Genomic DNA, 26565 nt, shown 5'->3' with positions numbered 1-26565 from the left:
GAAAAGCCTTGGAAGCAAAGGGGATTGAAGATTAGTGCACTAGTACGGGGTGGGCGAAAAGGTCCCCGTGCGGGATCGTCGGACGCCGCTGGCCGCTAGGATGCGCGGCACCGGGTGCACTAGTGCGGAGGGGTGGCGGCATGGGGACGGACGGACCGATGGACGGACCGGCGAACGCGGCGGCGAAGGGACCGGCGGGACCGCGTTACGAGCGGATCGTCGACGAACTGCGGCAGCGAATCGTGTCGGGGGAACTGGCACCGGGCGACCGGGTGCCGTCGACCCGTCAGATCACCCAGCGGTGGGGAGTGGCGATGGCCACCGCGACCAAGGTGCTCACCGAACTGCGCCGCGCGGGTCTGGTCCGCGCCGTGCCCGGGGTCGGGACGGTCGTCGAGCCCCGCCCCGGGACCGGATCCGCGCCCAGGGCCGGGGCGCCGCAGCCCCGCCCCGCGGGCCCCGCTCGCCCCGCGCGCGCCACCGGCACTCCCCCGCCCTCCGGCGCGCTCACCCTCGAACGGATCGTCGCCACCGCCGTCGCGGTGGCCGACACCGAGGGTCTGGCGGCCCTTTCGATGCGCCGGGTGGCGGCCGATCTGGGAGTGGCCACCATGTCGCTCTACCGGCATGTGGCCGACAAGGACGCCCTTCTGACCCAGATGATGGACACGGCTTTCGCGGAGCACCCGCTGCCCGGCACGCCGCCGCCGGGCTGGCGCGCACCCCTCGAACTGTCGTCCCGGCTGCTCTGGGAACACTTCCGGCGCCACCCCTGGCTCGCCCCGGCCCTGTCGATGACCCGCCCCCAACTGATCCTCTCTGCCCTGCCGTTCAGCGAGTGGGTCCTCCAGGCCCTGCACTCCCACGGCCTCGATCTCGACACCGCCTTCACCACACAGCTGACCCTGTTCAACCACGCGCGTGCCATCGCGATGAACCTGGAGACCGAGCGGGAGGCGGAGGCGGACACCGGTCTCGACAGCGAGGAATGGATGGACGGTCAGGAACCCGCCCTCCTGGAACTCCTGTCCGGTGGCCGCTTCCCGGCCCTTTCCGAAGTCGCCCGCACGGGATACGACTTCGACCTCGACGCCCTCTTCGAGTTCGGCCTCCAGCGCCTCCTCGACGGTCTCGCCCCACTGCTCGACACGCCGCCGACGGCGGCGACGTAGCGCGTCCGTCCGAGCCCGCGCGCCGCCGTCGCGTGGCGCTGGAGAACGGGCGGGGTCGCGCACCGCCGGCCGTACGGCCCGCTCCCGTACGGCCTGTTCCCGTACGGCCTCGGCCCGGCCCGTCGGACCCGCCGCGTCACGGACGGGACACGGCATCGGCCCTCGGCCGGTACCGGTACGACAGACAGGAGCCGACGACCACCAGCGGCCACAGCGCCTGGAGGCAGGTGACGAAGCGTTCGGCGACCCCGGCGGCGCCGTGGAGCTCCGTCGCGACGAGGAACCAGCCCGCGCCGAGCGTCATCACGGTGGTCACCGCCACCGCCGGGACCGGTCGCAGCGCCCACGGCACGGGTCCGCCGGGCGCGGCGGCCAGCATCGGCCACAGCGCGAGCAGGGCGAACCCGGCGACCGCGGCGGAGCCATGCCGTATCGATCCGCCGCTGAGCGGGACCGGGAACAGGGCCACCACCAGCGCCACCACCCCGCCCGCCGCGAGCGCGAGCCGCCCGGCGGGCCGCGCCGCGCGCAGCCCCCAGGCGGTGACGAGATGACAGACCCCGAGTCCGAGGAACGCGCCCGTCATCACCCAGGACCCGGCGGCGCCGGAGGCCGCGAGCGCGCTGATCGTCTCCCGGGCGGGGTCGTAACCGTCGCCTTCCAGCGCACCCGCGACGGCCCAGCCGCCGATCAGCAGGACGGGGGCGGTCCCAGAGGAGAGCAGCGTCCAGCGGGGAACGGCTCGCATCCGCCCACCGTAGCCCCGGCCCGGGCGGCGGACGCGCGACGCGCCCCGGGGCGGGACCGCCGCCCCGGGGCCCGGCCGGCAGCGGCGCGGGAGCCGGGCGCGGGCCGGGAGCCGGGCGCGGGCCGGGAGCCGGGCGCGGGCCGGGAGCCGGGTGCGGGCGACGTATTCTCTGCTTCTCTGTTCCGCGCGTTTCTCCGCGCGGGGCGTGTGGGCCGAGGGACGGGAAGAGGTCGGACGAGGTGGCGCAGCGGAACAGGAGCGGCGCGGAGGCGGCGGCTCCGGCCAAGGCCCCGGCGGCGGCCGGACCGGCGCCGCTGAGCGCGCGGGCGCACGAGGAGATCCTGCGCAGGATCGTCGACCGGCGGTACGCGCAAGGGGCCCGACTCGTGGAGCGCGAGGTCGCCGAGGAACTGCACATGTCCCGTGTGCCCGTACGCGAGGCGCTGCGCGCGCTGGTCGCGGAGGGGCTGCTGGAGCTGCTGCCGCACAGCGGCGTGCGCGTCCGACGGCTGGAGCACGCCGACGTGGAGCATCTGTACGAGGTGTGGGAGCCGCTCGCCGTCCAGGCGTCGCGGCTCGCCGCCCGGGCCGCCGCCCGCGGGGACACCGAGGGACCGGCGGCACTGGCGGAACTGCTGCGGCGGGCCGAGGAGGCCGCGGCGGCGGGCGAGGGGGCGCGGGAGGTGGCCGCGCACACGGCGTTCCACGACCGGATCGTGGCCATGGCGGGCAACCCGCTGCTCAGCCGCACCCTGGAGCAGCTGAGCCGGCAGCTGCGTCTGCTGTTCGGGCTGCGCGCGGAGCCGGGACGCATGCGGTCCCAGCACGCGGAGATGTACCGGCACATCGCCGCCGGCGACCCGGAGGCCGCGGCGGCCTGCACGCTGCTGCATGTGCGCGACAGCCGGACGGTGGCGCTGCGCGGCCTGTTCGGCGAGGGCGACCCGACCGACGGCGAGATCTGATTTCGTATACCAAATCTTCAATCGCGCGGGGCAAGCACTCCAGTAGACCCCTCCCGGGCAGGGTTCCTTGCCTGCTCTCGAAGATTTGGTATACAAAATAGGGAGTCATCGACCCCTCCCCAGGAGTTCCCATGAGCGACGACGCCCCCCGTCCGGACCGGCCCGTGGTCTTCCGGAACGTCCGTCCGTTCGGCGCGGCACAGCCGGTGGATCTGGTGGCCGTCGGCGGCCGGATCGCCGAAGGACCCGCGCCCGAGGACGCGGAGGTCGTCGACGGCGAAGGCCGGATCGCCCTGCCGTCGCTGGTCGACGCGCACATCCACCCCGACAAGACCTCCTGGGGCGGCTCCTGGGTGTCCCGCCGCCCGGCCGACGGCATCGCCGGCTACGCCTCCCAGGACGCGGAGCTGTTCGCGGCACAGGACCGGCCGGTCGTCGAACGCGCGTACGGCCTGATGTCCCACGCCGTCAGCCGCGGCACCCGCGCCATGCGGGCGCACGCCGACGTGGCCCCCGCGTACGGGACGGCCTGTCTCGACGGTCTCGCGGAGGCGCGCGAACGGCTGCGGCACGCGCTCGACGTCCAGATCGTGGCCTTCCCGCAGCATGGGGTGATCCGCGCCCCGGGCACCGCGCGGCTCCTGGAGCAGGCCGTGCGCGACGGCTCCGTCGACCTGATCGGCGGCATCGACCCGATCGGCTTCGACCACGCGCTCGACGAGCAGCTGGATCTGGTCTTCGGCCTCGCGGACCGCTACGGCGTCGGGGTCGACCTGCATCTGCACGACCGCGGCGGCGACGGGATCCGGGCGCTGCGCGGCATCGTCGAACGCACCCGTGCGCTGTCGCTGGCCGGCCGGGTCACGGTCAGCCATGTGTTCTGCCTGCCGGCCCTGCCGGACCGCGAACTCGGCGCGCTCGCCGCCGATCTCGCGGACCAGGACATCGCGCTCACGACGGTGGCTCCGTCCGAGTCGCTGGTCCTGCCCGTCGCCCGGCTGCGCGAGCACGGCGTGCGGGTCGGTCTCGGCTCGGACGGGGTACGTGACTCCTGGAGCCCGTTCGGCAACGCCGACATGCTCCACCGGGCCCATCTGCTCGGCTGGGTGACCGACGCGCGCCTCGACGAGGAACTGACGGACTGTCACCGTCTCGCCGCCGACGGCGGCGCCGACGTGATGGGACTCGCGCACGCCGACTTCACCCCGGGCGCACCCGCCGACTTCGTGCTCGTAAGGGGCGAGGGGCTGCCACAGGTCGTGGTAGACCTGCCCCAGCGGGACCTGGTGGTGCACGGGGGCGTGATCGTCGCCCGGAACGGCGAGTTCCTGGACAGGACGAAGTAACCGCTCACGAAAGGGGCCACCCCCGGCGCGCCGCTCGGGTGCGGTGTCCTCGATCAACTCACCGACATCGCACGGGTGATACGCGGACAGGGCAGGAGGGCGGCAGGCCGTACGGCAGGACGATCGACACAACTCGCCCGGCCCGTACGGCCCTTCTCGTGTCACGGCCCGAACGCCACCCGCACTCACGGCCGTCAGCGGAGGTCGTCGCCCTCGCCCCTACCGCGTGACACGCCGTCCCGATCGTCAGTCCGCGCTGCCCTGTCGGGCCGCCGTCGCACGGATCGCCAGTGCGGCTTCGAGCGCGCGGCGCAGAGCGGCGCGGTCGGGCACCCCGTCGAGGCCGTCGGGGGTGCGATAGAGACGGCAGGTCAGCGCGGGCTTCGCCGCGCCGTCCGGGGCGAACGGATCACGGCCGTCGACGAGGATCGTCGGCGAGCCGGTGAATCCGGCCCGCTCGGCGGCCTCCTCGTCGGCGATCACCCGGGTGGTGACCACCCGGCCGGCCAGTCCCACGTCCGCGAGGGCCTCACGGGCCCGTTCCTCGGCCGGCCCCTGGTGGGGGCAGTCGGGTACGACGAGGACCTCCACACGTACGCCACCGGTGCGCGCGGTGTCCGCACCGGTGGCGTCGGCGGTGGTCGGGTGCTCCCTGTGCTCGTGATGTTCCATGTCCCCAGGATCGCCGGTCCGGCAAAGCCCCCTGGCACCGGGCCCGGGCAGCGGGTGGCGGGTACGGGTCACGACGGCGCCCCCGTACCCCCGTGCGGCCCCGGCCGGGCGGGACCCGATACCCCGTACCCGGAGCGGGTCCCGGCACCCCGGCGGGGCCGCACTCGGGGGCCGGCCGGCCCGGAAAGTCTCCTTGCTACTGAGGCGGCTGCTCCGGAGGCTTGCCCTCGGCACCGATGTGTCGTTTGGCCTGCTCCTGTGCGGTGTCGACCTGGCCGCTGTACTTGCTCTGGGTCCGCTTGTCGACCATGTCGCCGCCCTTGTCGACAGCCTTCCCCGCCTGGTCCTCGTGCCCCTTGAGCATCTGCTTGAGCTTGTCCAGCATGGACATGGAGATCCTCCTTGGCCTGGTTCCCCCGTCCTTCACAGGATCCCGGAGACCCTCACCCCCCGCATCCGCAGCCGTACGTCCCGCCTGGCCCAGCCGTACCGCAGCCCTACCCCCGGCGCCCCAACGCCGGGGCTCAGGACCCCACGACGGGAGTTCCGGTCAGTTCGACACCGGCCTCCCGCAGCTCCTCCATCGCCCGGTCCGTGCTCTCGCGGGCGACCCCCGCCGTGTAGTCGAGCAGCACCCGCACCCCGAAACCGGCCCGGACCCCGTCCAGGGCCGTCGCCCGCACACAGTGGTCGGTGGCGATGCCGACGACGTCGACCGCGTCCACGTCCCGCGCGCGCAGCCACGCGGCGAGCCCGACGCCGTCGCCGCTCGTCCCCTCGAAGCCGCTCTTGGACTCGGAATACGCGCCCTTGAAGAAGATCTCGCCGACGGCACCCGAGGCGACGACCGGAGCGAACTCCGGGTGGAATTCGCTTCCTTCGCTGCCGACGACGCAGTGCGCGGGGAACGAGTGGTCCCAGTCGGGATGGTCGGAGAAGTGGCTGCCGGGGTCGATGTGATGATCCCGGGTCGCCACCACCTCGCGGTACTCCGCTCCGCTGCCGCGCCGGACCAGTTCCCCGATGGCCCGCGCCCGCTCCGCGCCGCCCTTCACGGGGACACTGCCGCCTTCGCAGAAGTCGTTCTGCACATCGACGACGATCAACGCTCTGCCCGCCATCGGACCTTCCTTTCGGCCGGGGACACCAGACCGCGCGCACGGTGCGCGCGGCGGGACTTCCCATGCCCGGCCGGGGCCCCGTCCGACACGACCGGAGGGGCATCTTCACTCTCCAGGCCGCACCCGTCCCCTACATCCGAGGTCCCCCATGCGGCGTGCCGAGTCCGCCCACGGTCGGACGCGCACGGTAGGGACCGCGCCCTAGCGTCCTCACCATGAACAAAGCCACTCGGGCCGCCGCGACGGTCCTGCTCGCCTGCGCGCTCGCCCTGCCCGCGGCAGCCCTTCCCGCCTCCGCCACGACCACCGCGCCGCCCGTTCCCTCCGCGGCGGCGGCGTTGCGAGCCTCCGCCCCGGCTGTCGCGCCCACCGCCTCCGTGCCTCTCGAACTGCCCGCCCCGACCGGCCGGTTCGCCGTCGGAGCCGGCGACCTGCATCTCGTCGACCACTCCCGACCCGACCCCTGGGTGCCCACGGCGGACGGCCGCGAGCTGATGGTGACCCTGCACTACCCGGCGGCCCGCCGCACCGGGGGCACGCCCGCGCCGTACGCGACCAAGGACGAGTCCCGGCTCCTCCTCGCGGGCGTCGGCGGAGTGGACCCGGCCGGCATAAGCGACCTCGCCGCCATGAACACGTACAGCGTGAAGGACGCGCGGCCCGCACCGGGCCGCCATCCGCTCGTCGTGCTGTCCCCGGGTTTCGGGATGCCCCGCTTCACGCTCACCGCGCTCGCCGTCGACCTCGCCTCCCGCGGCTATGTCGTCGCCTCGGTCGATCACGCCTACGAGACCTCGGGCACCTCGGTGCCCGGCGGCCGGGTCCTCGCCCCGTGTGTGGCGTGCGAGCTGCTGGAGACGGGGCGGCTGGAAGGCGCGGACGTCACGGCGGCGCGGGCGGCGGACGTCCGTTTCCTGCTGGACCGGCTGACCGGGCCGCACGCCGTCCAGCCGTACGCGCGCATGATCGACCGGGACCGGATCGGCATGGCCGGGCACTCGATCGGCGGCGCGAGCGCCGAAGCCGCCATGATCAAGGACCGGCGGATCGACGCCGGGGTGAACATGGACGGCTCGTTCTGGGACGCCCTTCCGGCGGGCGGGCTCGGCGGGAGGCCGTTCCTGTTCCTCGGCGCGGACGACACGCACATCCCGGGTGGCGGCGACACTTCCTGGGACACCACCTGGCGGGCGCTCGGCGGGCGCAAGTACTGGCTGACGGTGGCCGGGGCCGACCACATGACCTTCACCGACGCCCCGGTGCTCCTGCGTCACTTCGGAGTGCCGAGCGACGCGGTCATCCCGGACGGCCGGGCCCTGGCCGTGACCCGCGCCTACGTCGCCGCCTTCTTCGACCGGCAGCTGCGCGGCACGCCGCAGCCGCTGCTCGACGGACCGAGCCCGCTCCACCCGGAGGTACGGTTCCACACCCCGTGACCCGCCCCTGAACGCGCGGGCCGCCGGACCCTCCCTCCCTCCCTCCCCTCCCCGGCGGCCCGCGCGCGTCCCGAAGCGGGGACCTCCGGAGGGGGACCTCCGGAGGGGGCGTGATGCCGGGACCGCCGAGACCTCCGGGAGGCCGGAAAATCCCGTGGCCTCGCACGGGCCGACTGTTAGCCTGGCCGTATGGGTTGTCTCTACTTCTTCCTCTGATACCGGGTGCCGGACCGGCCGCATGAGCGGCCGACGGCCGGTTTCGCGTACCCGTTTCCCATGAACCCGCCAGAGGAATCCACCCATGCGCGAGCGCGCCCAGCTCTCCCTCCGTCATGTCTCTCTCGCCTTCGGGGACCGCCGTGTCCTCGACCAGGTCTCGTTCACCGTCCGCCCCGGCGAGAAGGCCGTCGTCGTCGGCGAGAACGGCTCCGGCAAGTCCACACTGCTGCGGCTGCTCGACGGCAGTCTGGCCCCGGACGAGGGGGAGGTCGTCGTCCGCTTCCCGGGCTCCGTCGCCCGGCTCGCCCAGACGCTGCCGGAGACGTACCCCGTCGGCCCCGCCGACACCGTGCGGCACACCATCGATCTCGCCCTCACCGAACTACGCTCCATGGAAGCAGAGTTGAGGGCCGCCGAGGCCGCTCTCGGCTCGGCCGGCCCGGCGGACCTCGCCGCGTACGGCGAGCTCCTCGACCGCTTCGAGGAGCGGGGCGGCTACCGCGCCGACGCCGAGGTGGCCGCCGCCCTGCACGCGCTCGGCATCGGCCACCTCACCGGCGAACGGCCGCTCGCCACCCTGTCCGGCGGCGAACAGGCGCGGCTCGCGCTGGCCTGCGTCCTGTCCTCCGGCGCCGAACTGCTGCTGCTCGACGAGCCGACCAACCATCTCGGCCACGACGCCGTCGACTGGCTGCGCGCGAAGCTCGCCGCGCACCGGGGCACCGCGCTGGTCGTCACCCACGACCGGGCCTTCCTCGGCGGCTTCGCCACGACCGTCCTGGAGGTCGACCGGGACGAACGCGGCGTCCTGCGATACGGGGACGGCTGGGCCGGTTACCGGGCCGCACGCGCCGCCGAGCAACGCCGCCGGGTGCGGGAGCACCTGGAGTGGCGGGAGGAGCTGGCCCGTACGGAGGACCTGGTCGCGGCGGCGGGGCAGCGGTTCGCCGCGACCGGGAAGGACCCGGGCCAGGGCTTCGGCAAGCACCGGCGCTCCAGCGAGAACAAGCTCTCCGGGCAGATCCGGACCGCCCGCCGCCGGCTGGACGAGCTGCTGCGGGAACCGGTGGCCGCGCCGCCCGAACCGCTGCGTTTCGACGGCCGGTTCGTCGCGGAGACACGTCAAGACGACGGCCCGTTGGTGGAGTTGACGGACGTGACCGTCGGCGACCGGCTCGCCGTGGACGGGCTGCGGATCGCCCCTGGCGAACGGCTACTGGTCTCCGGCCCGAACGGGGCGGGAAAGACGACCCTGTTGCGGGTTCTGGCCGGACTGCTCGCCCCGGACACGGGCGTGGTGCGCGCCACCGGAAGAATCGGCTACCTCGCCCAGGAGCTGCCGCACCCGGCCACCCGCCGCTCGGTCCTCGCGGTCTGGGCGGCAGGCCGGCCCGGCCCGGCCGAAGAGCATGCCGAGGAGTTGCTCGCGCTCGGGCTGCTGCGGGCCGAGGATCTGGCCGTACCGGTGGCCGCGCTCTCCGCGGGCCAGCGCCGGCGGCTCGAACTGGCCCTGCTGGTCACCCGCCCCACCGATCTGCTGATCCTGGACGAGCCGACCAATCACCTCGCGCCCGCGCTGGTGGAGGAGTTGGAGGAGGCCGTCGCCGCGTTCCCGGGTGCGGTGGTGGCGGTCTCGCACGACCGGGCGTTCCGCGACCGGTTCGGCGGCCGCCGGCTCGAACTCACCGGAGGCCGGGTGCGGGAGGTGTCCGCGGCGCGGACCGGGGACACGGCGTAGCACCGGCCGGGAGAGGGTTCACCGGGCGGCGACTCACGGCGCCCGGTGGGCCCGGTGAACCCTGGGGCCCGTACGGGCCCGCGAAGTCCCGCACCGGCAATCCCGCCGGGCCCCGAAGGCCCGGCGGGACCCGAAGACCCGGCGGGATCCGAAGGCCCGGCGGGATCCGGCGGAATGCCCCCGGCTCAGCCCATGTGGCGGGCCATCCACGCCTCGACCTCGTCGGCGCTCCGGGGCAGTGCGGCCGACAGGTTCTCGTGGCCGCTCTCGGTGACGAGCAGGTCGTCCTCGATCCGGACCCCGATGCCGCGCCACTCCTCGGGGACGGTGAGGTCGTCGGGCTGGAAGTACAGACCGGGTTCGACCGTGAGCACCATGCCCGGGACCAGGACTCCGGCCACGTACTCCTCGTGGCGCGCCCGCGCGCAGTCGTGGACGTCGAGGCCGAGCATGTGACCGGTGCCGGCCATGGTGAAGCGGCGCTGGAGGGCCAGTTCGTACGCCCGGTCGGCGGGACCCTCGATGAATCCCCACTCGACGAGCGTGGCGGCCAGATGGCGCTGGGCCGCCTCGTGGAAGTCGCGGTACGCGGCGCCCGGCTTCACGGCCGCCATGCCGGCCTCCTGCGCCGCGTACACCGCGTCGTACACCTTGCGCTGCACGGGGGTGAAGGTGCCGCTGACGGGGAGGGTGCGGGTGACGTCGGCGGTGTAGAGGGTGCGGGTCTCCACGCCGGCGTCGAGCAGCAGCAGTTCGCCGGGGCGGACCGGGCCGTCATTGTCGGTCCAGTGCATGATCGTGGCGTGCTCGCCGGCGGCGCAGATGGAGCCGTAACCGACGTCGTTGCCCTCCAGTCGGGCGCGGCGGAAGAAGGTGCCCTCGATCCAGCGCTCGGAGGTCTCGACCGCGCGGGAGAGTTCGCCGACGACATCGGTGAAACCGCGGACGGTGGAGTCGACGGCCCGGCGCATCTCGCCGATCTCCCATGCGTCCTTGACGAGCCGGAGGTCGTCGAGCGCCTCCTCCAGCTCGTCGTCGCGCTCCTCGTCGGTGGTGAGGGCGGCCTCCAGGGCCGGGTCGACGCCGCGCACGACCCGGGTGGGAACGCCGGTGACGGCGGCGAGGTCCTTCGCCGCGGCGCGGACGTCGCGGCAGGGCAGGCCGAGGACACGCTCGGACTCGGCGAGGGAGCGACGGCGGCCCATCCACAGTTCGGCGGTGTAGCCGATCCAGAACTCGTCGGAGTCCCGTGCGTCGCGCGGGAGTTGGTAGCAGTACGCGTCGTGGCCGCCGTCCGGGCGGGGTTCGAGGACGAGCGCGCCGTCCCGGGCCAGGTCGCCGGTCATGTGGACGTAGGCCGAGTGGGGCCGGAAGGGGTAAGTGGAGTCGTTGGAACGGATCTTGAGGTTGCCCGAGGGGATCACCAGACGCTCGCCGGGGAAACGGGCGGAGAGCGCGTCCCGGCGGCGGGCCGCGTACTCCGCCTGCGGGTCGAGGGTGAGGTCGTGCCGTTCGGTGTCCGCCCAGCCGGTGCGCATCAGCGCGGACAGCTCGCCGGATATCTCGGTGTACAGACCGTTCTTGCGGGCCTTCGACACGTTGTGCCCCTTCAACGACGTGGGTGTGGGCCGCACCGCCCCGGACGGGCGGCGGCACGCCGACGGTAGCCCTCGCGGCGGGCCGGCGGGGCACAGAAGTGCCACTGGCACCGATCGGCCACGAGGCGAGCGAAGGGGGTGGCGATAATGCGCGCATGACACATGAGAAGCTCGGCCGGGCCCTCACCCTTCTGGGGGTGGGGGATCACGCGGTCCGCGTCTACCTCGCCCTGCTCGACCGGGCACCGGCCCCGCTGGCCGCCATCGGCGCCGAGACCGCTCTCGGCGATCTGACGGACCTCGAACTCGCGCTTGCCTACGGCGAGTTGGTGGATGCCGGACTGGCCCGCCCGGCGGACGGGGATGCCGGCCAGGTGGCTCCGGTGCCGCCGGCGGCGGGTCTGGAGGTACTGGCCCGGCACCGGGCGGCGGAGCTGGAGGAGTCGCGCGTCGCGGTGGGCGGCGCGTTCGAGTCGTACCGCAGGAGCCGTCTGCCCGGGCACGACGAGCACCTGGTGGAGGTGGTCACGGGCGAGGCGATCGGTCCCCGGATGCGGCTGGCGTGGGCGAGCGCGCGGACGCGGATCCGGCAGCTGGAGTCGCCCCCGTACGCGCGGATGACCGGCGCCGCCGAGGACGCGCTGGCCACCCTGGCGCGCGGGGTGCGGCAGCAGGTCGTGTACGCGCGGGAGTCCCTGGAGCACCCGGGGCATCTCAAGGACTCCATCGAGCCGTGCGTCGCGGCCGGCGAGGAGGCGCGGGTGCTGCCGTCGGTGCCGGTGAAGCTCCTGATCATCGATGACGCCTGCGCCCTGGTGTCGCTGTCGATCCGGGAGGCGGACGCGGTGCACACGATGCTGGTGGTGCAGCCGTGCGGGCTGTTCTCGGCGCTCGTGGCCCTCTTCGACCAGTCGTGGCACCGCGCGCTGCCGCTGTACGGCGGTCATCCGGCGACGACGGGCGGCCCGAGTGGGCCCGGGCCCGCCGACCGGACCCTGCTGCGGCTGCTCGCGGGCGGCGCGAGCGACGAGGTGATCGCGCGCGAGCTGGGGGTCAGCCGGCGCACCCTGTTCCGCCGTCTCCAGGTCCTGATGGCCCGGCTCGGCGCGGCGAACCGGTTCCAGATGGCGCTCCAGGCGCAGCGCTCGGGGTGGCTCTGAGCGCCGCGGGCGCCCGCCTATGCCGGGGGCAGCAGATGCCGGTACGCGTGCGGGTGCGCGGCGAGGAAGCCGGCGAAGGACTGGGGCGGACGCCCGGTCAGGTCGCGGACGTCGTCGGACACGTCGTCCATCTCGCCCGCCGCGACCGCCTCGTACGAGGTGACCCAGCCGTCCACTTCCCAGTCCGGGGCCTGCTCGGCGGCCCGCGAGGCATAGGCCTCGTCACGGCTCTCCGCCCGGTAGACGACCTCGCGCCCGGCGGCCGCGCCGAGCGCGGCGGCGATCTCGGCGAAGGAGAGCGCCTCGGGGCCGGTCAGGTCGTAGGTGGCGCCGTCGTGGCCGTCGCCGAGGAGGACCGCCGTCGCGGCGGCGGCCACGTCGTCGTGGGTGACGGCACCCACCCGGCCGTCCCCGGCGGGGCCGCGCAGTACCCCGTCGGGCGAGGTCATCGCGGCGAGAGCGGACTGGTAGGCGCTGTCCCGCAGAAAGGTGAAGGGGACGCCGGTGGCGCGGATGTGCTGCTCGGTGTGCCAGTGGTCGCGGGCGTAGGTGAAGGTCGCGTGGGGTGCGGCGTTCAGATAGGAGAGGTAGACGATCCGCTGGACACCCGCGGTGAGGGCGGCGTCGACCGCCGTGGCGTGGTCCCGTACCCGGTCCGGCGCCTCGTGGGCGGAGACCAGGAAGAGGGTGTGTACGCCGTCGAGGGCGGCCCGCGTCGCGGCGGCGTCGGCGTAGGCGGCCGTCCGGGTGTCGTCGGCGGGTGAGGCCGCCAGTTTCTCCGGGTCGCGGCCCAGGGCGCGGACCGGCGCGCCCCGCTCGGCGAGATGGCGCACGACCCGGCGGCCGATCCGCCCGGTGGCTCCGGTGACGGCGATGAGTCCGCTCACGTTCCGCTCCGCTCCGTTCCGTCCTGGCCCCGGGGCCGTGTCCGGCACCCGGCCCCGGCGTGCCGCCGCCCTCCCCATTCGACCCCGGGCCCGGGCGCGGCGCACCCGCGCGGACGGCGGCGGACCGTCCGGACGCGGCGGACCGTCCGGATGCCGGGAGAGCCCGGCAGGGCCCGGGGCCCGCCGGGGCAGGCGTCAGTGGGGAGCCGGGCGGAGCAGGTCGAGCGGGTGGGTCTGTACGTACGCCGCGACCTCGTCGTCCTTGAACGCCCGCCACAGCGCGTCGCAGCGCGCCCGGTCGAGGCGGACCACCGACTGGCCCCGTTCGGTGCCGGTGCCCTTCACCGGGGCGTTCATGAAGGTCATGTCCCGGGCACGGACGTCGCGCATGTTCCAGATCAGCTCGCGCATGTCGCCGTCGCCGAAGCGCTCGTCGACGGAGACGGTCTCGGTGAAGATGTCGAGGGTCTTCTTCAGCTGGAGGGGGTCCTTGAGGGAGTCGGCGGACATCACCTTCTCCAGGACGGTGCGCAGATAGTTCTGCTGGCGGTGGGTGCGGTCGAAGTCGCCGTTCGGCAGGCTCTTGCGTTCGCCGACGTAGGCGAGGGCCTCGGCGCCGTTCATGTGCCGGCGCTCGCCGGTGGTCATGAGGATGTCGACGCCGCCGACGGCGTCGGTGAGTTTGCGGAACCCGTTCCAGTCGATGACGGCGAAGTGGTCGACGCGGACGTCGGTGAGGCGCTGCACGGTGTCGATGAGCAGGGGCGGTCCGCCCCAGGAGAAGGCCGCGTTGAGCTTGGCGCGGCCCTTGCCGGGGATGTCCACCCAGGAGTCGCGCGGCAGGGAGACCACGTACGCGGCGGAGTGGTCGTCCGGTATGTGCACCAGCATCATCGCGTCGCTGCGCTGGTCGCCGTACGTCCACAGCCTGCCCTTGGCGTCGCTGCCGGTCGTCGGGACCTCGGAACGCGAGTCGAGCCCCATGAGCAGGAAGTTCTGGCCGCCCTTGGAGGCGGCCGGGACCGGCACACCGGTCGGGAAGGTGCGCGGGATGCGCTGGACCCGGCCGGTGTAGTGGCGGTACGCCCAGTAGCCGGTGCCCGCGGTGAGCAGGAGGGCGCCGACGAACAGGCAGAGCGCGGCCAGCAGGACCGTCCGGCCCCTCGGGCGCCGGCGCCGTCGGCGGTTCGGCCCGTCGGACGCGGTGGGGGACGTATCCGTGCCTGTGTCCGTATCCGTGTCCGGGTTCTCCGGGCCGTCGGGGCCGTCGTCGGCGGCCGGGAGGTCCGGACCTTTCCGGTGCTCCCGGCCGTCCGGGCTCTCCGGGCTCTCCGGGCTCTCCGGGCTCTCCGGACGGTCCTGGCCGGCCGGTATACCCGCGCCGCCGGCACCCGTTCCCTGCTCGTCGTACTCGCTCATGGCCACGGTTCCCCTCCGCTGCCCGCCCCCGCCGTGCCCGGCACGCCCCGCCCGGCACCTCCGTCAGAGCCACCAGGATGCCGGACGGGAGCGCGGTACGGGGCGGGTCGGGCAAGAGGAGCGGGAGGGTCCGGTGGGGGACGGTCCCGCGATCGGACGGGTCAGCCGGTCACGGTGATCTGCTGGGCCGCGTCGGTGGTGTCGGTGATCTGGTACGTGGCGCTGAAGTTCGCCGACTGGCTGCCCGTCGGGCAGAGCAGGCCGCCGGTGACCGTGGCGGGTACGGCCGCGCCCGAGATGGCGAGGGTGGACGGGGCGCCGTTGGTCCAGCCGCCGTTCACGGCGGTGGTACCGCTGGGCGAGCCGGTGATGGTGCAGGACGCGAGCCCGCTGGTCTTGAGGACCACGCCGCCCTTGGGGATGGTGAATCCGGCGGTGGCCGGCGAGCCGTTCTGGGTGGTGAGTGCCCAGGCGCCGTTGGTGGAGTTGGTGGTGACGGTGACGCTGACGCCGAAGATGCTGGTGCTGCAACCGCTGAAGGTGGGCGGGTTGATGGGGAGGGAGACCGCCCCGGCGTCGTTGTGGTTGGCGGGCGCGGCGGGCACCTTGTTGGTGGCGCCGGTGGACGCGGAGACCGTACAGGTCATGGTGGTCGAGCCGGCCGTGAAGGTGGCGTTGCCGGTGAGTTTGGCGGCGAAGGAGTGGCCGGCCGGGAGCACGGTGGTGGACGCGGCCTGGATGCCGGTGCCGCCGAAGGTGAGGGCGGTGGCGGCGGCGAGCCCGGTCGCGGCGACGAGCAGCTTGGACATGGGGATCTCCTCGGGTTCGGAGGGTGGGGATACGAGGAGGTGCGGGTGCTTGGTGCGTGATGCGCCGTACGCGGTGCGGGACGTGCGCGTGCGTTCGGACGTGCGCGGTGCACGGTGCGTTCGGACGTGCGCCGTGCATGGTGCGGGGACGTTCCCGGGCGCGGTACGGCGTTCGCGGGAGCGCGTGAGGTGGGGGCGCACGCGAAGTGGCCTGAGAGTAGAACCGGCCGGTAGCAGCGTCCAGACAAGTTTTGCGCCATGCCTGACATCACGTCAGAACACGTGCCCTGTTTACGTACTTGACGAGAGGGAGGGCGGTCCCGGCACCAGGGCCGCCCCCGGAGCGGAGCCTCGTTCCGGGGGCGGCGGAGAGCGGCGATGTCGGCGCACGACGCTCGTGGTGCGCCGGGTCCAAGAGCCCCCACGGCCCTCGTACCTGCGACCCGGCTGCACCGATCTTGCCGTGTCCCGCCCCCGATTCCATGGTCATCCGGCCCCAAGCCACACGATCCGGCGATGATCGGGCCCTGGCTTGACGTAGGAACGGCACCGCCGGGCGTACGGGAGGAATCCGGCAACGGTCCGGCAAAGGTTCCGACCCGAACCCGGCTCGATCCGGTCGTATCCGGACATCCGGAGGGGTCCGGCCACGTCGCCGCATGGGGGCGCGGGGATACTGGAAGCCCCACGGGATCACAGAAAAAGGGAGGGCCGGGTGGAGTTCCGCCTGCTCGGGACGGTGTCCATCGCGGCCGAAGCGGGCGAGCTGCCGCTCGGCCCCGCCAAGCGGCGCAGTGTGCTCGCCGCGCTGCTCTTGCGCGCGAATTCCGCCGTTCCCGTCGACCGGCTGATCGACGCGGTGTGGGAGGAGGAGCCGCCGGCCCGGGCCCGTACCGTCGTCCAGGGCCATGTGTCCCGGCTGCGCGCGCTGTTCGAGCAGGGCGGCGCGGACGACTACGGCATCGAGCTGGCCACCCATACCCAGGCGTACGAGCTGCGCATGCCCGACCAGTTCCTGGACACCCACCGCTTCGACGAACTGGTCCAGCTCGCCGGGCATCAGAAGCACCCGGGGGACGCGGTCCTGATGCTGCGCGAGGCGCTCGCGCTGTGGCGGGGGCCCGCGCTGACGGGCACGGTGGCGAGCGAACCGCTGCTGGTGGCGGCGCAGGCACTGGAGGAGACGCGTCTGGTCACCGTGGAGCAGTTGGCCGCCGCGTACGGGCGGCTCGGCGAGCATGTGAAGGCGGCGGCGCTGCTGCGCGCCGAGGCGGCGGCGAACCCGCTGCGGGAGTCGCTGCTCGCCGCGCTGATGCTGTCGCTGTACCGCGCCGGACATCAGTCGGACGCCCTGGACTGCTACCACCGCACGCGCACCCAGCTCGCGGACGACCTGGGCGTCGATCCCGGGCCCGCGCTGCGGGCGGCGTACGAGGCGGTGCTCCGCGGGCTGCCGTCGGCCGCGCAGACCGTGTCCTGGCCGGGTCCCGAGGCACCCGCCGGCACCCCCTGGGCCCCGGCGGCGGGAGCGGCTGACGCGGCTTCGGCGACCGCGGGGACAGCCGGTGTCACGGGGACCGCCAAGGCGGCGAGTGCGGACGCGTCCGACGCTGGCGGCCCGGGCACGACGGCGCCGGGCCCCTCCGCTCGTGTCCCGGCTCCCGCGCCGCAACCGGGAGCGGACGGCCCGGACCCGGCCGTCCCCGTGACCGGTCACGCGACCGGTCACGCGACCGGTCACGCGACCGGTCACGCGGCGGGGCATACGGCGGGCGAGCCCTCGCACGGGCGGCCGACGTCGCCGGTGCGCCCGGCTGCGGCCACTCCCCCGCCGCTGCCGGCGCCCGATCTGCTGCCCCGCACCCCGCGCGGTTTCCTCGGCCGCGAACGTGAACTGGTCGCGCTCGACGCGGCCGTGGACGAGGCCCGGGTGGCGCTGGTCACGGGCCCCGCCGGCGTCGGCAAGACCGCGCTCGCCCTGCACTGGGCGCACCGGCGGGCCGACCGGTACCCGGACGGAGTGCTCTACGCCGATCTGCGCGGCTTCGGACCGGGCGACGGCGACGGCGTGGACGCCGCCGAGGTGCTGCGCGAGTTCCTGCCCGCGCTCGGGGTGCCGCCCCGTGAGGTGCCGGAGTCGCCGACGGCCGCGGCCGCGCTCTACCGCTCGCTGACCGAGGACCGGGCGCTGCTCGTCGTCCTCGACAATGTGCGGGGCGCCGACCGGGCCCGGCCGCTGCTGCCCGCGGGTCCGGACAGCGCCGCCGTGGTGACCTCCCGACTGCGGCTCGGCGGCCTGGTGGTCACCGAGCTGGCCCGGCCGGTGCCGCTCGGGGTGCTCGGACTCGACGAGTCGGCCGCGCTGCTGGCCGCCGCGGTCGGCGGCGCACGCATCGGCGCCGAACCGGCCGCCGCCCGCAGGCTCGCCGAACTCTGTGACGGGCTGCCGCTCGCGCTGCGTGTCACCGCCGCCCAGCTCGCCGCCCGCCCGCACTGGCGGCTCGCCGATCTCGCCACCGAACTCGCCGACGAACAGCGGCGGTTGGCGCTGCTCTCGGTGGACGACGGATCGGCGGGCGCCGACGGGCAGGGGGTGGCGGCCGCGTTGCGGGTCACCGTGCAGCAACTGCCGGACTCGGCCGCGCTGTTGTTCCGGCGGCTGGGCTCGGCGCCGGGACCGGATCTGGACCGGCACGCCGCCGCCGCGCTGCTCGGCCACACCCCCGCGGCCGCCGCCGAGGCCCTGGACCGGCTGTGCGACGCGCATCTGCTCACCGAGTACGCGCCGGGCCGGCACACCCTGCACGATCTGGTGCGGCTCTACGCGCGCAGCCTCTCCCCCGACGGGGAAGGGCTGGTCCGGCTGCTCGACCACTACACGCTCACCGCCATGGCCGCCGCGCGGATCGCGGAGCCCGACGACCACGACTGCTGCGCACCGCCCGCCGACGCCCGACTGACCGGCAGCACGGTGCGGTTCGCGGGCCGGGACGCGGCGCTGCTCTGGTACGCGGCCGAACGCGACAACCTCGCCGCGGCCGTCGCCGCCGCCCGGGCCGCCGGACTGCACGACCGGGCCTGGCGGCTCGGCATACTCCAGTGGCCGTACATCCTGTGGAACAGCCACGACGGCTGGGCGCCACTGCTCGACGACGCCGTCGACTCGGCTGCCCGGGCGGGCGACGCGGACGCCGAGTCCCGCGCCCGCGCGCTGCTCGGCTGGGTCCTCACCCAGGAGAACCGGCTCGACGAGGCCCTGACGCATCTGCGGCTCGCCCCCGCCCTCGCGGCCCGCGCGGGCGAGAAGTCCAGCGAGGCGACGGCGCTGGTGAACCTGGCGGTGGCGCTCGACCGGCACGAGGTGACGGAGGAGTCCCTGGCGCTCACGGCCCGGGCCGCTGAACTCGTCCACGGCAGCGGGGACGTGATGACCGAGCTGCTGGCCTTGGAGCACCGCTCCCGGCAGCTTCTGGCGGCGGGTGACCCGGCCGCCGCGCTCGACTGCGCCCAGCGCGGGCTCGCCCTCGACGGCGACACCGTCAACGGTCTGGTGGGGGTCCGCCACAGCATGCTGACGGCGACGGCGGGCACAGCCCTGCTCGACTTGGGCCGGACGGAGGAGGCCGGAGCCGTGCTCGCGCGCGCCCGCCGGCTGGGGCTCGCCCACGGCTACCAGGAAAGCGTGCTGCGCGCGGACACCCAACTCCACCGGCTCCACGGGCTCCACGGACCTCAGGGGCCTGACGGGCTTCACGAGTCGGCTCCCGGCGTCCGGCCGGAGGCCGTGCCGGGACCGTAGCGGGGCCATAGCGGGGGCCGTCAGCGGGTCCGCAGGGGCCGGCGAGAGCCGGGCCGAGCGGGCGAGGAGGCTCACGTCCCGGTAGGGTCGGCGGACTTGTCGATCAAGGGGGGGACCTTGTCCGCAGCATCCACGTACCCCCGGCTCCGGCGTATCGCCGCCGCTGCCGTCGCCGCCCTCACCTGCCTCACGGTGTCCTGCTCGGCAGCCTCCGGTCCCGATACGGCCCAGGAGTTCACCGGTACCCGGGTCCGCGACGCTTTCGCCGGCCTTCAGACCACCCTGGTGGCGCCCTGCGCGGACTGCGGCGACAACCTCGACCGCGTCCATCTGGAACTCGGCAATCTCGACCGCGCCATGCGCGAGGACCCGCAGGGATCCTCACACTTCGCCGAACCCCTGGAAATGATCGGGAAGTTGAACGAGACCCTGGGCCGGGACACCTCCACCGAGAACCTGCGCACCCACCAGAAGGAACTCTTCGACACCCGCGACCGGATCAACACCTGGATGCAGGCCCATCCGGAGGACTACCGCTGAGCGACGGCCCCCGGTCCACCGGGGGCCCACTTCCTCAACCCCGCTTGGCCTGGGCCTCCTTGGCGGCCTCCTCCAGACGGCCTCGGTACTCCCGGAACCACGCCTCGTCGCCGCCGTACATGTTGTCCGCGCCCTCCCGCATCCCGGTCTTGCCGTCGATCAGTTCGCGGACGATGTCGGCGTGGCCGGCATGGCGGTGCGTCTCGGCCGTCACATGCAGCATGAGCCGCTGGAGCGTCGCGGCGCCCTTGTCGCCCCACCAGGGGACGTACCCCACCGTGTCGAGCGGCAGCGCCTCGATCGTCGCGTCCGTGTGCGCCCAGGCGCGGCGGTAGAGGCCGAGGATCTCCTCGCGCGACTCGTCGGCCGTGGCCCACATGTCCACGTTGGGCTCGACGTCCGCGTCCGCGTCCATGTCCTCGTCCCAGGGCAGGGATTCGCCGTGCGGGCGGCCGAAGACCGGGCCGAAGTACCCGAACTCCACGCAGGCGAGGTGCTTGACGAGGCCGAGCAGGTTGGTGCCGGTCAGTGTCATCGGGCGGCGGATGTCGTACTCGGACAGTCCGTCCAGCTTCCAGACGACCGCCTCGCGGGCGTTGTTGAGGTAGCGGTGCAGGTCGTCTTTGGGATCATCGAGCTTCATGGGGCCGAGTCTCGCATCGACCACTGACAGTCGGCACGCGGTCAAGGGATCCACTCGATCGCGACCGCCGGACCATGCCGGAGACAGGACGGGCCCCGGCGGCACCACGACCGCCGGAGCCGACCCCGTCTTCGGTCCTCAGGACCCTTGCTCCACAGGGCCGATGAGGGTTCCGGCCGCGATGTTCATCGCGCCCTCGGCGAAGGACGAACCGGGGATCTGCCCGCCCGGCGCCTGGAGCGTGAAGGACATCTCGTCCACCGGCACCTGGCGGGCGTCGTTGGGGACTTGGACGTCGAAGTGCACCGGGTGGCCGGGGCCGAAGGTCACCGCGATGCCCTGCTCGCCGTAACGGCCGGCGGTGATCCCGGACGGCTTGCCCTGGCGCAGGAACCGGGCGTCGGTCGGCGAACCGGCCAGCCGGCAGGGGTCGTACCCGCGCGGCGCGGTCAGGGTGACCCGATAGTGGTGGTGACCCGCGCTGGCGGGTGCCTCGGCGATCTTCGCGGTGTGGTTGGCCGGCCGGCACGCGGAGGGGGCGGTACCGCGCCCCGTCGCCGGGGATGCCTGCGCGACCGCGGGGGCCGTGGCGGCCAGCAGGACGGCGGCGAGGATGACGACGGACTTGCGGTCGGGATGCATGGGCACTCCTTGCCTTGCGCGATGGCCCCGCGCGAGTGCCGCACCGGACCATGGTCGGTACGATCCGTTCCCGCTCACGCTGACCGGGAATGTCCCGGAATCGTCACGGCCGACTCCGGACCGGCTCGGATGACCGCAGAGAGAGGGACGGGCGACGATGCCGCCGAAACGGCGACCCCGCGCCTCCCGTTCGCGGCAGCCGGGGTGATGCTCGCGGCACCGCACATGTGAACGGTGGAGAGCGTCGGGGATGGGCTTTTCCCAGTGCTGCGACCGGCCACCCCGCTTCCCCGCGCTGAAGCCCTCGGAACCCCCGCCCGTACGCCCTCCCTCTCCTCCTCCGGCACCGCCCTCCCGTCCGGCCGAGTCCTCCGCGCCGTGCCACGCTGCTCACGGGGGCGGTGACCCGTGAAGCCGGGCACCGGACGCAGGGCACCGGAGGGCGGGGACCGGACACACGGGAGGCGACGTGGGCCCCGACGGGCAGGAAACCCCGCGGCACCAGCGGCACCAGCCGTCCGGCGGGGCCGCGCCGGGCCGCAGAACCCTCCTCAGGGCGGGCGTCGGGCTCGCCTCGGCGACCGTCGGCGCCTGCGCCCCTGCCCCGTCCGCCCGCACCGCCCGCGACCGCGCGGCGGCGGCCTCGCCCCGGGCCGAGACGGAGCAGGACCGCCAGGGAACACACGACTGGCGTATCCGGTCGCGGGGTCCGGCGCCGGCCGTCCTCGGGTACACCGACCGGGTGAGCGTGCTCCCGGGCGAGGAGTGCGGACTGTACGTCTCGACGACCGCCCCGTCCTTCCGGGTCTCGGCGTTCCGCATCGGCTGGTACGGGGGCGACGAGGCCCGGCTGGTGTGGCGATCCGGGCGCGTTCCGGGCCGGGTCCAGGCGCAGCCTCGCCTCGTACCGGCCACCCGTACGGTCCACGCGGGCTGGCGGCGCACCCTCGGGCTCGACACGACGGGCTGGCCGGAGGGCGCGTATCTGCTGCGGCTCGACTCGCAGGACGGGCACCAGCGGCATGTCCCGCTGATCGTGCGCTCCGCGCGGGGCGCGGGCCGTACGGTGCTGATGCACGCGCCCGCGACCTGGCAGGCGTACAACCGGTGGGGCGGCTACAGCCTCTATCAGGGCCCCTTCGGCAACTACGACACCCGGTCCCTCGCCGTGAGCTTCGACCGCCCCTACGACCTGGACGGGGCGGAGAAGTTCCTGGCGTACGAGCGGGCAGCGGTGGTTCTCGCCGAGCGGCTCGGCATTCCCCTCGCGTACACCACCGGGGTCGACGTACACCGTTCCCCCGAGGTGCTGGTCGGGGCGGCCGCCGTCGTCTGTCTCGGGCACGACGAGTACTGGACCCCGCAGCAGCGTGAGCACGTCACCCGGGCCCGGGACGCCGGCACCAATCTGGCCTTCCTGGGCGCCAACACCTGCTTCCGCCGGGTCCGTCTGGAACCGGACGGAGCGCGGCCCGGGCGGACGGTGGTCTGTTACAAGTCCTCCTGCCGGTCCGACCCGCTGTACGCCTCCCAACCCTCCCTGGTGACGACGGACTTCCGTACGGCCCCGGCGCCCGACCCCGAGTCCTCGCTGACCGGTGTGCTCTACGAGGGATATCCGACGGACGCGCCCTACGTCGTCCACGCGGCGGACCACTGGGTGTACGAGGGGACGAAGGTGCGCCGCGGCGACGGCTTCGCCCATCTGGTCGGGGTGGAGTACGACCGGGTCACCCCGGGCCCGACCGTCCCCGGGCCGCTGGAGATCACGGCCCACTCTCCTCTGGTGTGCAAGAAGAGCCGCAGCCACAGCGATTCGGCGTACTACACCGCGAAGAGCGGGGCGGGGGTCTTCGCGACGGGCACCATGCGATGGGTGGAGGCCCTGATGGCCGGGACTCCGGACGGGGGCCGCGACCACGGCATGGACGCCCGTACCCGGGCCTTCGCGACCCGGACGACGGAGAACCTCCTGCGCGCCTTCGCCGAGGGCCCGGCCGCCCGGCACCGTCCCGCACCGCGGCCCAACACCCCTGAGGTGTACGGGGGATGACGGGCCGGGACGCACGGCTGACGGGAGACGCCCGGCGCGCGCGGGGACGACCCCGGGCCGTGCGGCGCCGGGGTCGTCTCTCGGGCGGGGAGGGTCAGTTGACGAACACCGCGCCGTTGCCCTGGGTGGCGTCCAGCACCGGGCCGTACTTCGCGGAGAAGTATCCGCTGCTCGGGCAGGTGACCGGGCCGCTGGTCTTGCTGAACAACTGGTCCTGGAAGGTGAGCGAGTTGTCGGTGTTGGACGGGGTCGCGGTGAGGTTGCCGGCCTGGTAGACGCAGGTCGTCACACCCAGGATCGTGTTGATCTTGAGGGTGGTCTGGATGGCTCCGGCGGTGCCCGCCGTGACGGTGAGCGAACCTCCGGAGGTCACGGATGCCTTGTACGGCAGGTTGTTCACCGTGATGCTCTGGACGCCGGTCGCGCCGACGATGTTGGTGGTGCAGTTGGCCAGCGTGTGGGAGGTCACCGTCTCGGTGGCGGTGCCCGGGGCGGCCGGGTTGGTGTTGGCGGTGGCCGCGAAGCCCGAGGTGGTGCAGGTGATTCCGGTGCTGCCGCCGGCGGTGGTGGCGATCTTCGCGGTGGTGCCGGTGGCCAGCGACGCGGTGAGGCTGTCGTTCGCGGCGACGGCCGGGCCGGTCGGGCTGCCGACGGTCAGGACGCCGGCGGCGGCGGTCGTGGCGGAGGCGGAGGTGGTCACCGCGAGCGCGGCGGCGAAGGCGGCACCGAAGGCGACGGAGAGCAGACGCTTGTTCATGGGGGTCCTTTCACGCAGGGCGGAGGGTGGGGTGGTTCGGCGGTCGGTGTGGGTGACCGCGGCCCGCGTGGGGACGCGGGCGGTGCACCCGGGCGGTACGGCAGAACGGCGGTACGGGGGTACGGCGCTGCGGTACGGCGACACAGCCGTGCGGGTGGGACGGCGTTTCGGGTGGTGCGGCGGTGCGGCGGTACGGGTGGAAACGGACGAGCACGCCGTACGGGATCGCTCCGAAGGCGTACGGCACACGCACGGCCGCACCCACGGTCCGGGACACACCCGGAACGGGACACACTCGAAGCGGGACGGAGCGGCGTCACGCCGTGCGCCCATGGCTCGTGGTCGCACGTGTGCCGCTCCGCGGAACTGGTCGGTCGCGCCGGCGGAACGAGGTCCGCTCGGAACGAGGTCCGCATGGAACATGGTGCGGGTGGAACATGATGCAGGTGGTGCGTGCTCCGCGATAGCCCTGGTTCCGAAATCCGTGCGAACGGCCTTACCTGACCACCGACTTGGCGACTCGGACGCGGACGCGGCACGGCGACGACGGCCGCCGCCGGGGATCCGGCGCCACGGGTCTCCGGCGGCGGTGTCGCGATACGGGGTGGAGCGTAATACTCGGTGTACGGGATTCGGCGGCGCGCATCCCGTCCCGCGGGGTGCGGCACCACCGGTTCTCCCGGTGCACCGAAAGGAAAACCCACGAGGGTTGTAAACCCGCCGAGTATCCGACGTCAACAACCGCAGAAGGATGTGGCCGATGACGAGTGCTCGCTGCCCCGAGGGGGATCTCGTCCTGCCAGGCGCCCGCACGGGACGTGAGCCGGAGCGCTCGCTGCGGCCGGGACCGCGCCGGCTCACGCCCGAGCAGGTGGCGTCGCGTCAGCGCGAGCGACTGCTCGACGGCGTGGCCCGCACAGTGGCCGCGAACGGCTACGCGGGCGCCCGGATCAGCGACATCTGCCGGGCCGCCGGGGTGACCCGTCCCGTCTTCTACGAGCTGTTCTCCGGCAAGGAGGACGCGGTGCTCGCCGCCTTCCGGGGTGGCACCCGGACCGTGGTGCGGGCCATGCAGCGGGCCTACGACGAGGCGGGCGGCGCGGCGGACTGGCCGACCGCCGTCCGCGCCGGACTGCGCGCGCTGCTGACTCTGCTCGCCCAGACGCCCGCCTTCGCGACGATGGCGGTCGAGATCGAGTCCCTGGGGCCCGCGGGGCGGCGGGCGCGGGCGGAACTTCTGGCCGGATTCCGCCCTTTCTTCAGGGATGCCCCGCCCGGTCCGCCCGGAATGGCGCGCGACGAGCTGGTGGACACGGTCGTCGGCGCCGTCCACGCGGCGGTGCAACGGGCGGTCGACGCCGGGCGGTTCACCCTGCCCGAGGGCAGGTCGGCGGCCGGTCCCGATCCGCTTCTGGACGTTCTCGTCCATGTGGTCACAGCACCTTTTCCGGTTTCCGAATGATCGTCAAGAACGTTTGGTTACTGGGCAGTTGACGTGACTTGTTACCGCGCGTACGGTCCGAATCGGTTCCCTTGCGGCACGGCTGCCTCCGCGCGTTACCAGGAAGACCCAGGGTGGGTGGGGGGAACCGGTCCGCGCCAGGACGAAGCCGCGCTCTGTTTCCTCATCACTGTCAGGAGCACCGCATGGCCCTGTCCGAAGACACCACCACCCCCGACTCGCCCGGCGGCCCGCCCGCCGCGGCCGGCCAGGAGAGACGGGGCGGGGTGCGCTACCGTCGCGCGGCCCTCATGGGGGTCCCCGCCTTCCTCGCCGCCGGCACGCTGGTGGCCCTCACCGCCCAGGGTGCTCTCGCCGCCCAGTTCGCCATCTCCGGAATGCCGTTCGTCGTCGCCGGCGACTCGCTCAAGGGCGACGGCTTCGGGCAGTGGGGCGCCATCGACAACATGGCGGACAACAGCCCGAACGCGGGCGACACCGGCGGCCAGGTGCTGACCATCGTGACCGCGATCCGCAAGGCGAAGATCACCAATCTGTGCCAGAGCGTGGCGCTGGGGGGCACCTACCTGCACATCACGGCGGGCGGGAAGAAGGGCCGCCCGGTCGAGGCGACCGGTCTGACCACCGACTCCACCGACATCACCGGCAAGTCGGCGAGCTTCGACAACATCGAGATCGGCGGTGACGCCAGCGAGTACGAGAAGCCTCCGATCAAGGGCCCGCTCGGCTCCTTCGGCCAGCAGGCCGACACGGTGGAGATGAACGACTTCCGCCAGACCAACTACGCCACCACGGCGGTCCGGTTCACCCTGCCCGACCTCCACATGAACTTCAGCTCGGAGGGCTGCTGACCATGGCACCGGGCACGGACGAGGCCGCGGCGGACGTCCCCGAGGCCCCTCGGGCCGAGGCGGACGCACGTCCCGACGACCGCCGGCACCCCTGGCGGGCGTTCCGGACCTGGCGCCACCGGCGCCCCTTCGGGGCGGGCCTCGCCCTGGCGTTCGGCGGCGCGGAGATCCTGCTCACCCAACGGGCGAGCGTCTCGGTGATCCTCGCCGCCGGCGCCGACAGCCTGGCGGGGTACGTACTGCCGATCATGATGATCGTCTGCGGACTGCTCGTCGTGGTCAACCCCGGCCAGCGGCTGTTCTATTCGATCATCGGCGTCCTGGCCTCACTGGCCACCTGGGTGACGTCGAACCTGGGCGGTTTCTTCATCGGCATGCTCTTCGGTCTGATCGGCAGCACCCTGGTCTTCGGCTGGGTGCCCGACCGTCCCCGGCGCTCCTGGCGCCGTAAGAGCCGGCCCGCGTAGCCGACCCCTGGGGCCCGGCCGAGATCCGCCGGACAACACCCCAAAGCCCCGGTCCACCCGA

At 73.7% G+C, this 26565-nt stretch carries 23 protein-coding genes; 12 read left to right on the top strand and 11 right to left on the bottom strand.

The window, feature by feature from the left end; translation table 11 throughout:
• The first annotated feature begins 140 nt into the window (after window positions 1–140).
• Window positions 141–1172 carry a GntR family transcriptional regulator gene (locus ABZ990_RS01150; protein ID WP_361223279.1) on the top strand — a complete coding sequence of 344 codons (1032 nt, stop codon included), beginning with the start codon at window positions 141–143 and terminating at the stop codon, window positions 1170–1172.
• Window positions 1173–1308: 136 nt separating this feature from the next.
• Here ABZ990_RS01150 and ABZ990_RS01145 read toward each other — a convergent pair whose 3' ends face one another.
• Window positions 1309–1920: a DUF998 domain-containing protein gene (locus ABZ990_RS01145; RefSeq protein WP_361223276.1), complete on the bottom strand. Its 612-nt coding sequence runs from the start codon at window positions 1918–1920 to the stop codon at window positions 1309–1311.
• A 314-nt stretch (window positions 1921–2234) separates the two neighbouring features.
• Between ABZ990_RS01145 and ABZ990_RS01140 the strand changes: the two genes are divergently transcribed.
• Both ABZ990_RS01140 and ABZ990_RS01135 read left to right on the top strand, forming a co-directional pair.
• Window positions 2235–2885, top strand: a complete 651-nt coding sequence (locus ABZ990_RS01140; protein WP_361223686.1) for a GntR family transcriptional regulator — start codon at window positions 2235–2237, stop codon at window positions 2883–2885.
• A gap of 131 nt (window positions 2886–3016) precedes the next feature.
• Window positions 3017–4231 (top strand): amidohydrolase, encoded by a 1215-nt coding sequence (locus tag ABZ990_RS01135; protein ID WP_361223273.1) that lies wholly within the window; start codon window positions 3017–3019, stop codon window positions 4229–4231.
• A gap of 246 nt (window positions 4232–4477) precedes the next feature.
• Here ABZ990_RS01135 and ABZ990_RS01130 read toward each other — a convergent pair whose 3' ends face one another.
• The 3 genes from ABZ990_RS01130 to ABZ990_RS01120 form a co-directional block, all read right to left on the bottom strand.
• On the bottom strand, window positions 4478–4903 hold the full coding sequence (locus tag ABZ990_RS01130; protein WP_361223271.1) for a hypothetical protein: 426 nt from the start codon (window positions 4901–4903) through the stop codon (window positions 4478–4480).
• 196 nt (window positions 4904–5099) lie between these two features.
• Window positions 5100–5294, bottom strand: a complete 195-nt coding sequence (locus tag ABZ990_RS01125; protein WP_361223269.1) for an antitoxin — start codon at window positions 5292–5294, stop codon at window positions 5100–5102.
• 133 nt (window positions 5295–5427) lie between these two features.
• Complete coding sequence (locus ABZ990_RS01120) at window positions 5428–6024, bottom strand: isochorismatase family protein (RefSeq protein ID WP_361223266.1); 597 nt, start codon at window positions 6022–6024, stop codon at window positions 5428–5430.
• Between the two features lie 215 nt (window positions 6025–6239).
• Here ABZ990_RS01120 and ABZ990_RS01115 point away from each other — a divergent pair, with 215 nt between their 5' ends.
• Window positions 6240–7460, top strand: a complete 1221-nt coding sequence (locus ABZ990_RS01115) for an alpha/beta hydrolase (protein ID WP_361223264.1) — start codon at window positions 6240–6242, stop codon at window positions 7458–7460.
• 301 nt (window positions 7461–7761) lie between these two features.
• Entirely contained in the window at window positions 7762–9417 is a 1656-nt protein-coding gene (locus tag ABZ990_RS01110) for an ABC-F family ATP-binding cassette domain-containing protein (protein WP_361223260.1), read from the top strand.
• 185 nt (window positions 9418–9602) lie between these two features.
• On the opposite strand, the gene ABZ990_RS01105 is transcribed toward ABZ990_RS01110, so the two are convergent.
• On the bottom strand, window positions 9603–11015 hold the full coding sequence (locus ABZ990_RS01105; RefSeq protein ID WP_361223257.1) for an aminopeptidase P family protein: 1413 nt from the start codon (window positions 11013–11015) through the stop codon (window positions 9603–9605).
• Between the two features lie 155 nt (window positions 11016–11170).
• Here ABZ990_RS01105 and ABZ990_RS01100 point away from each other — a divergent pair, with 155 nt between their 5' ends.
• Window positions 11171–12175 carry a helix-turn-helix domain-containing protein gene (locus tag ABZ990_RS01100; protein WP_361223255.1) on the top strand — a complete coding sequence of 335 codons (1005 nt, stop codon included), beginning with the start codon at window positions 11171–11173 and terminating at the stop codon, window positions 12173–12175.
• A 17-nt stretch (window positions 12176–12192) separates the two neighbouring features.
• Here ABZ990_RS01100 and ABZ990_RS01095 read toward each other — a convergent pair whose 3' ends face one another.
• The 3 genes from ABZ990_RS01095 to ABZ990_RS01085 form a co-directional block, all read right to left on the bottom strand.
• Window positions 12193–13062, bottom strand: coding sequence for an SDR family oxidoreductase (locus ABZ990_RS01095; protein ID WP_361223252.1), 870 nt, complete (start codon window positions 13060–13062; stop codon window positions 12193–12195).
• A gap of 195 nt (window positions 13063–13257) precedes the next feature.
• Window positions 13258–14481: an LCP family protein gene (locus tag ABZ990_RS01090; RefSeq protein ID WP_361223249.1), complete on the bottom strand. Its 1224-nt coding sequence runs from the start codon at window positions 14479–14481 to the stop codon at window positions 13258–13260.
• 161 nt (window positions 14482–14642) lie between these two features.
• Complete coding sequence (locus ABZ990_RS01085) at window positions 14643–15290, bottom strand: hypothetical protein (protein WP_361223246.1); 648 nt, start codon at window positions 15288–15290, stop codon at window positions 14643–14645.
• Between the two features lie 715 nt (window positions 15291–16005).
• Here ABZ990_RS01085 and ABZ990_RS01080 point away from each other — a divergent pair.
• Both ABZ990_RS01080 and ABZ990_RS01075 read left to right on the top strand, forming a co-directional pair.
• Window positions 16006–19089, top strand: a complete 3084-nt coding sequence (locus tag ABZ990_RS01080; protein ID WP_361223243.1) for an AfsR/SARP family transcriptional regulator — start codon at window positions 16006–16008, stop codon at window positions 19087–19089.
• A 117-nt stretch (window positions 19090–19206) separates the two neighbouring features.
• Window positions 19207–19629, top strand: coding sequence for a hypothetical protein (locus ABZ990_RS01075; RefSeq protein ID WP_361223240.1), 423 nt, complete (start codon window positions 19207–19209; stop codon window positions 19627–19629).
• A 34-nt stretch (window positions 19630–19663) separates the two neighbouring features.
• Here the strand turns inward: ABZ990_RS01075 and ABZ990_RS01070 are convergent, their stop codons facing one another.
• Together ABZ990_RS01070 and ABZ990_RS01065 are read right to left on the bottom strand one after the other, a co-directional pair.
• Window positions 19664–20272, bottom strand: a complete 609-nt coding sequence (locus ABZ990_RS01070; protein WP_361223237.1) for a DinB family protein — start codon at window positions 20270–20272, stop codon at window positions 19664–19666.
• A 138-nt stretch (window positions 20273–20410) separates the two neighbouring features.
• Window positions 20411–20914 carry a DUF4232 domain-containing protein gene (locus ABZ990_RS01065; RefSeq protein ID WP_361223234.1) on the bottom strand — a complete coding sequence of 168 codons (504 nt, stop codon included), beginning with the start codon at window positions 20912–20914 and terminating at the stop codon, window positions 20411–20413.
• A gap of 694 nt (window positions 20915–21608) precedes the next feature.
• Between ABZ990_RS01065 and ABZ990_RS01060 the strand changes: the two genes are divergently transcribed.
• On the top strand, window positions 21609–22967 hold the full coding sequence (locus ABZ990_RS01060) for a N,N-dimethylformamidase beta subunit family domain-containing protein (RefSeq protein WP_361223683.1): 1359 nt from the start codon (window positions 21609–21611) through the stop codon (window positions 22965–22967).
• A gap of 94 nt (window positions 22968–23061) precedes the next feature.
• Here ABZ990_RS01060 and ABZ990_RS01055 read toward each other — a convergent pair whose 3' ends face one another.
• Window positions 23062–23724, bottom strand: a complete 663-nt coding sequence (locus ABZ990_RS01055) for a Tat pathway signal sequence domain protein (RefSeq protein ID WP_361223231.1) — start codon at window positions 23722–23724, stop codon at window positions 23062–23064.
• Between the two features lie 760 nt (window positions 23725–24484).
• Here ABZ990_RS01055 and ABZ990_RS01050 point away from each other — a divergent pair.
• The 3 genes from ABZ990_RS01050 to ABZ990_RS01040 all read left to right on the top strand — a co-directional run bounded on the left by ABZ990_RS01050 (window position 24485) and on the right by ABZ990_RS01040 (window position 26504).
• Window positions 24485–25186 carry a TetR/AcrR family transcriptional regulator gene (locus ABZ990_RS01050; protein WP_361223230.1) on the top strand — a complete coding sequence of 234 codons (702 nt, stop codon included), beginning with the start codon at window positions 24485–24487 and terminating at the stop codon, window positions 25184–25186.
• A 185-nt stretch (window positions 25187–25371) separates the two neighbouring features.
• Window positions 25372–26037, top strand: coding sequence for a DUF6230 family protein (locus tag ABZ990_RS01045; protein ID WP_361223227.1), 666 nt, complete (start codon window positions 25372–25374; stop codon window positions 26035–26037).
• Window positions 26038–26039: 2 nt separating this feature from the next.
• Window positions 26040–26504, top strand: coding sequence for a DUF6114 domain-containing protein (locus tag ABZ990_RS01040; protein ID WP_361223224.1), 465 nt, complete (start codon window positions 26040–26042; stop codon window positions 26502–26504).
• The last annotated feature ends 61 nt before the right edge of the window (window positions 26505–26565 follow it).

The sequence above is a fragment of the Streptomyces sp. NPDC046203 genome, from assembly GCF_040646255.1.
In the GTDB taxonomy this organism is placed as follows: domain Bacteria; phylum Actinomycetota; class Actinomycetes; order Streptomycetales; family Streptomycetaceae; genus Streptomyces.
This window is presented reverse-complemented; position numbering and strand designations above follow the sequence as displayed.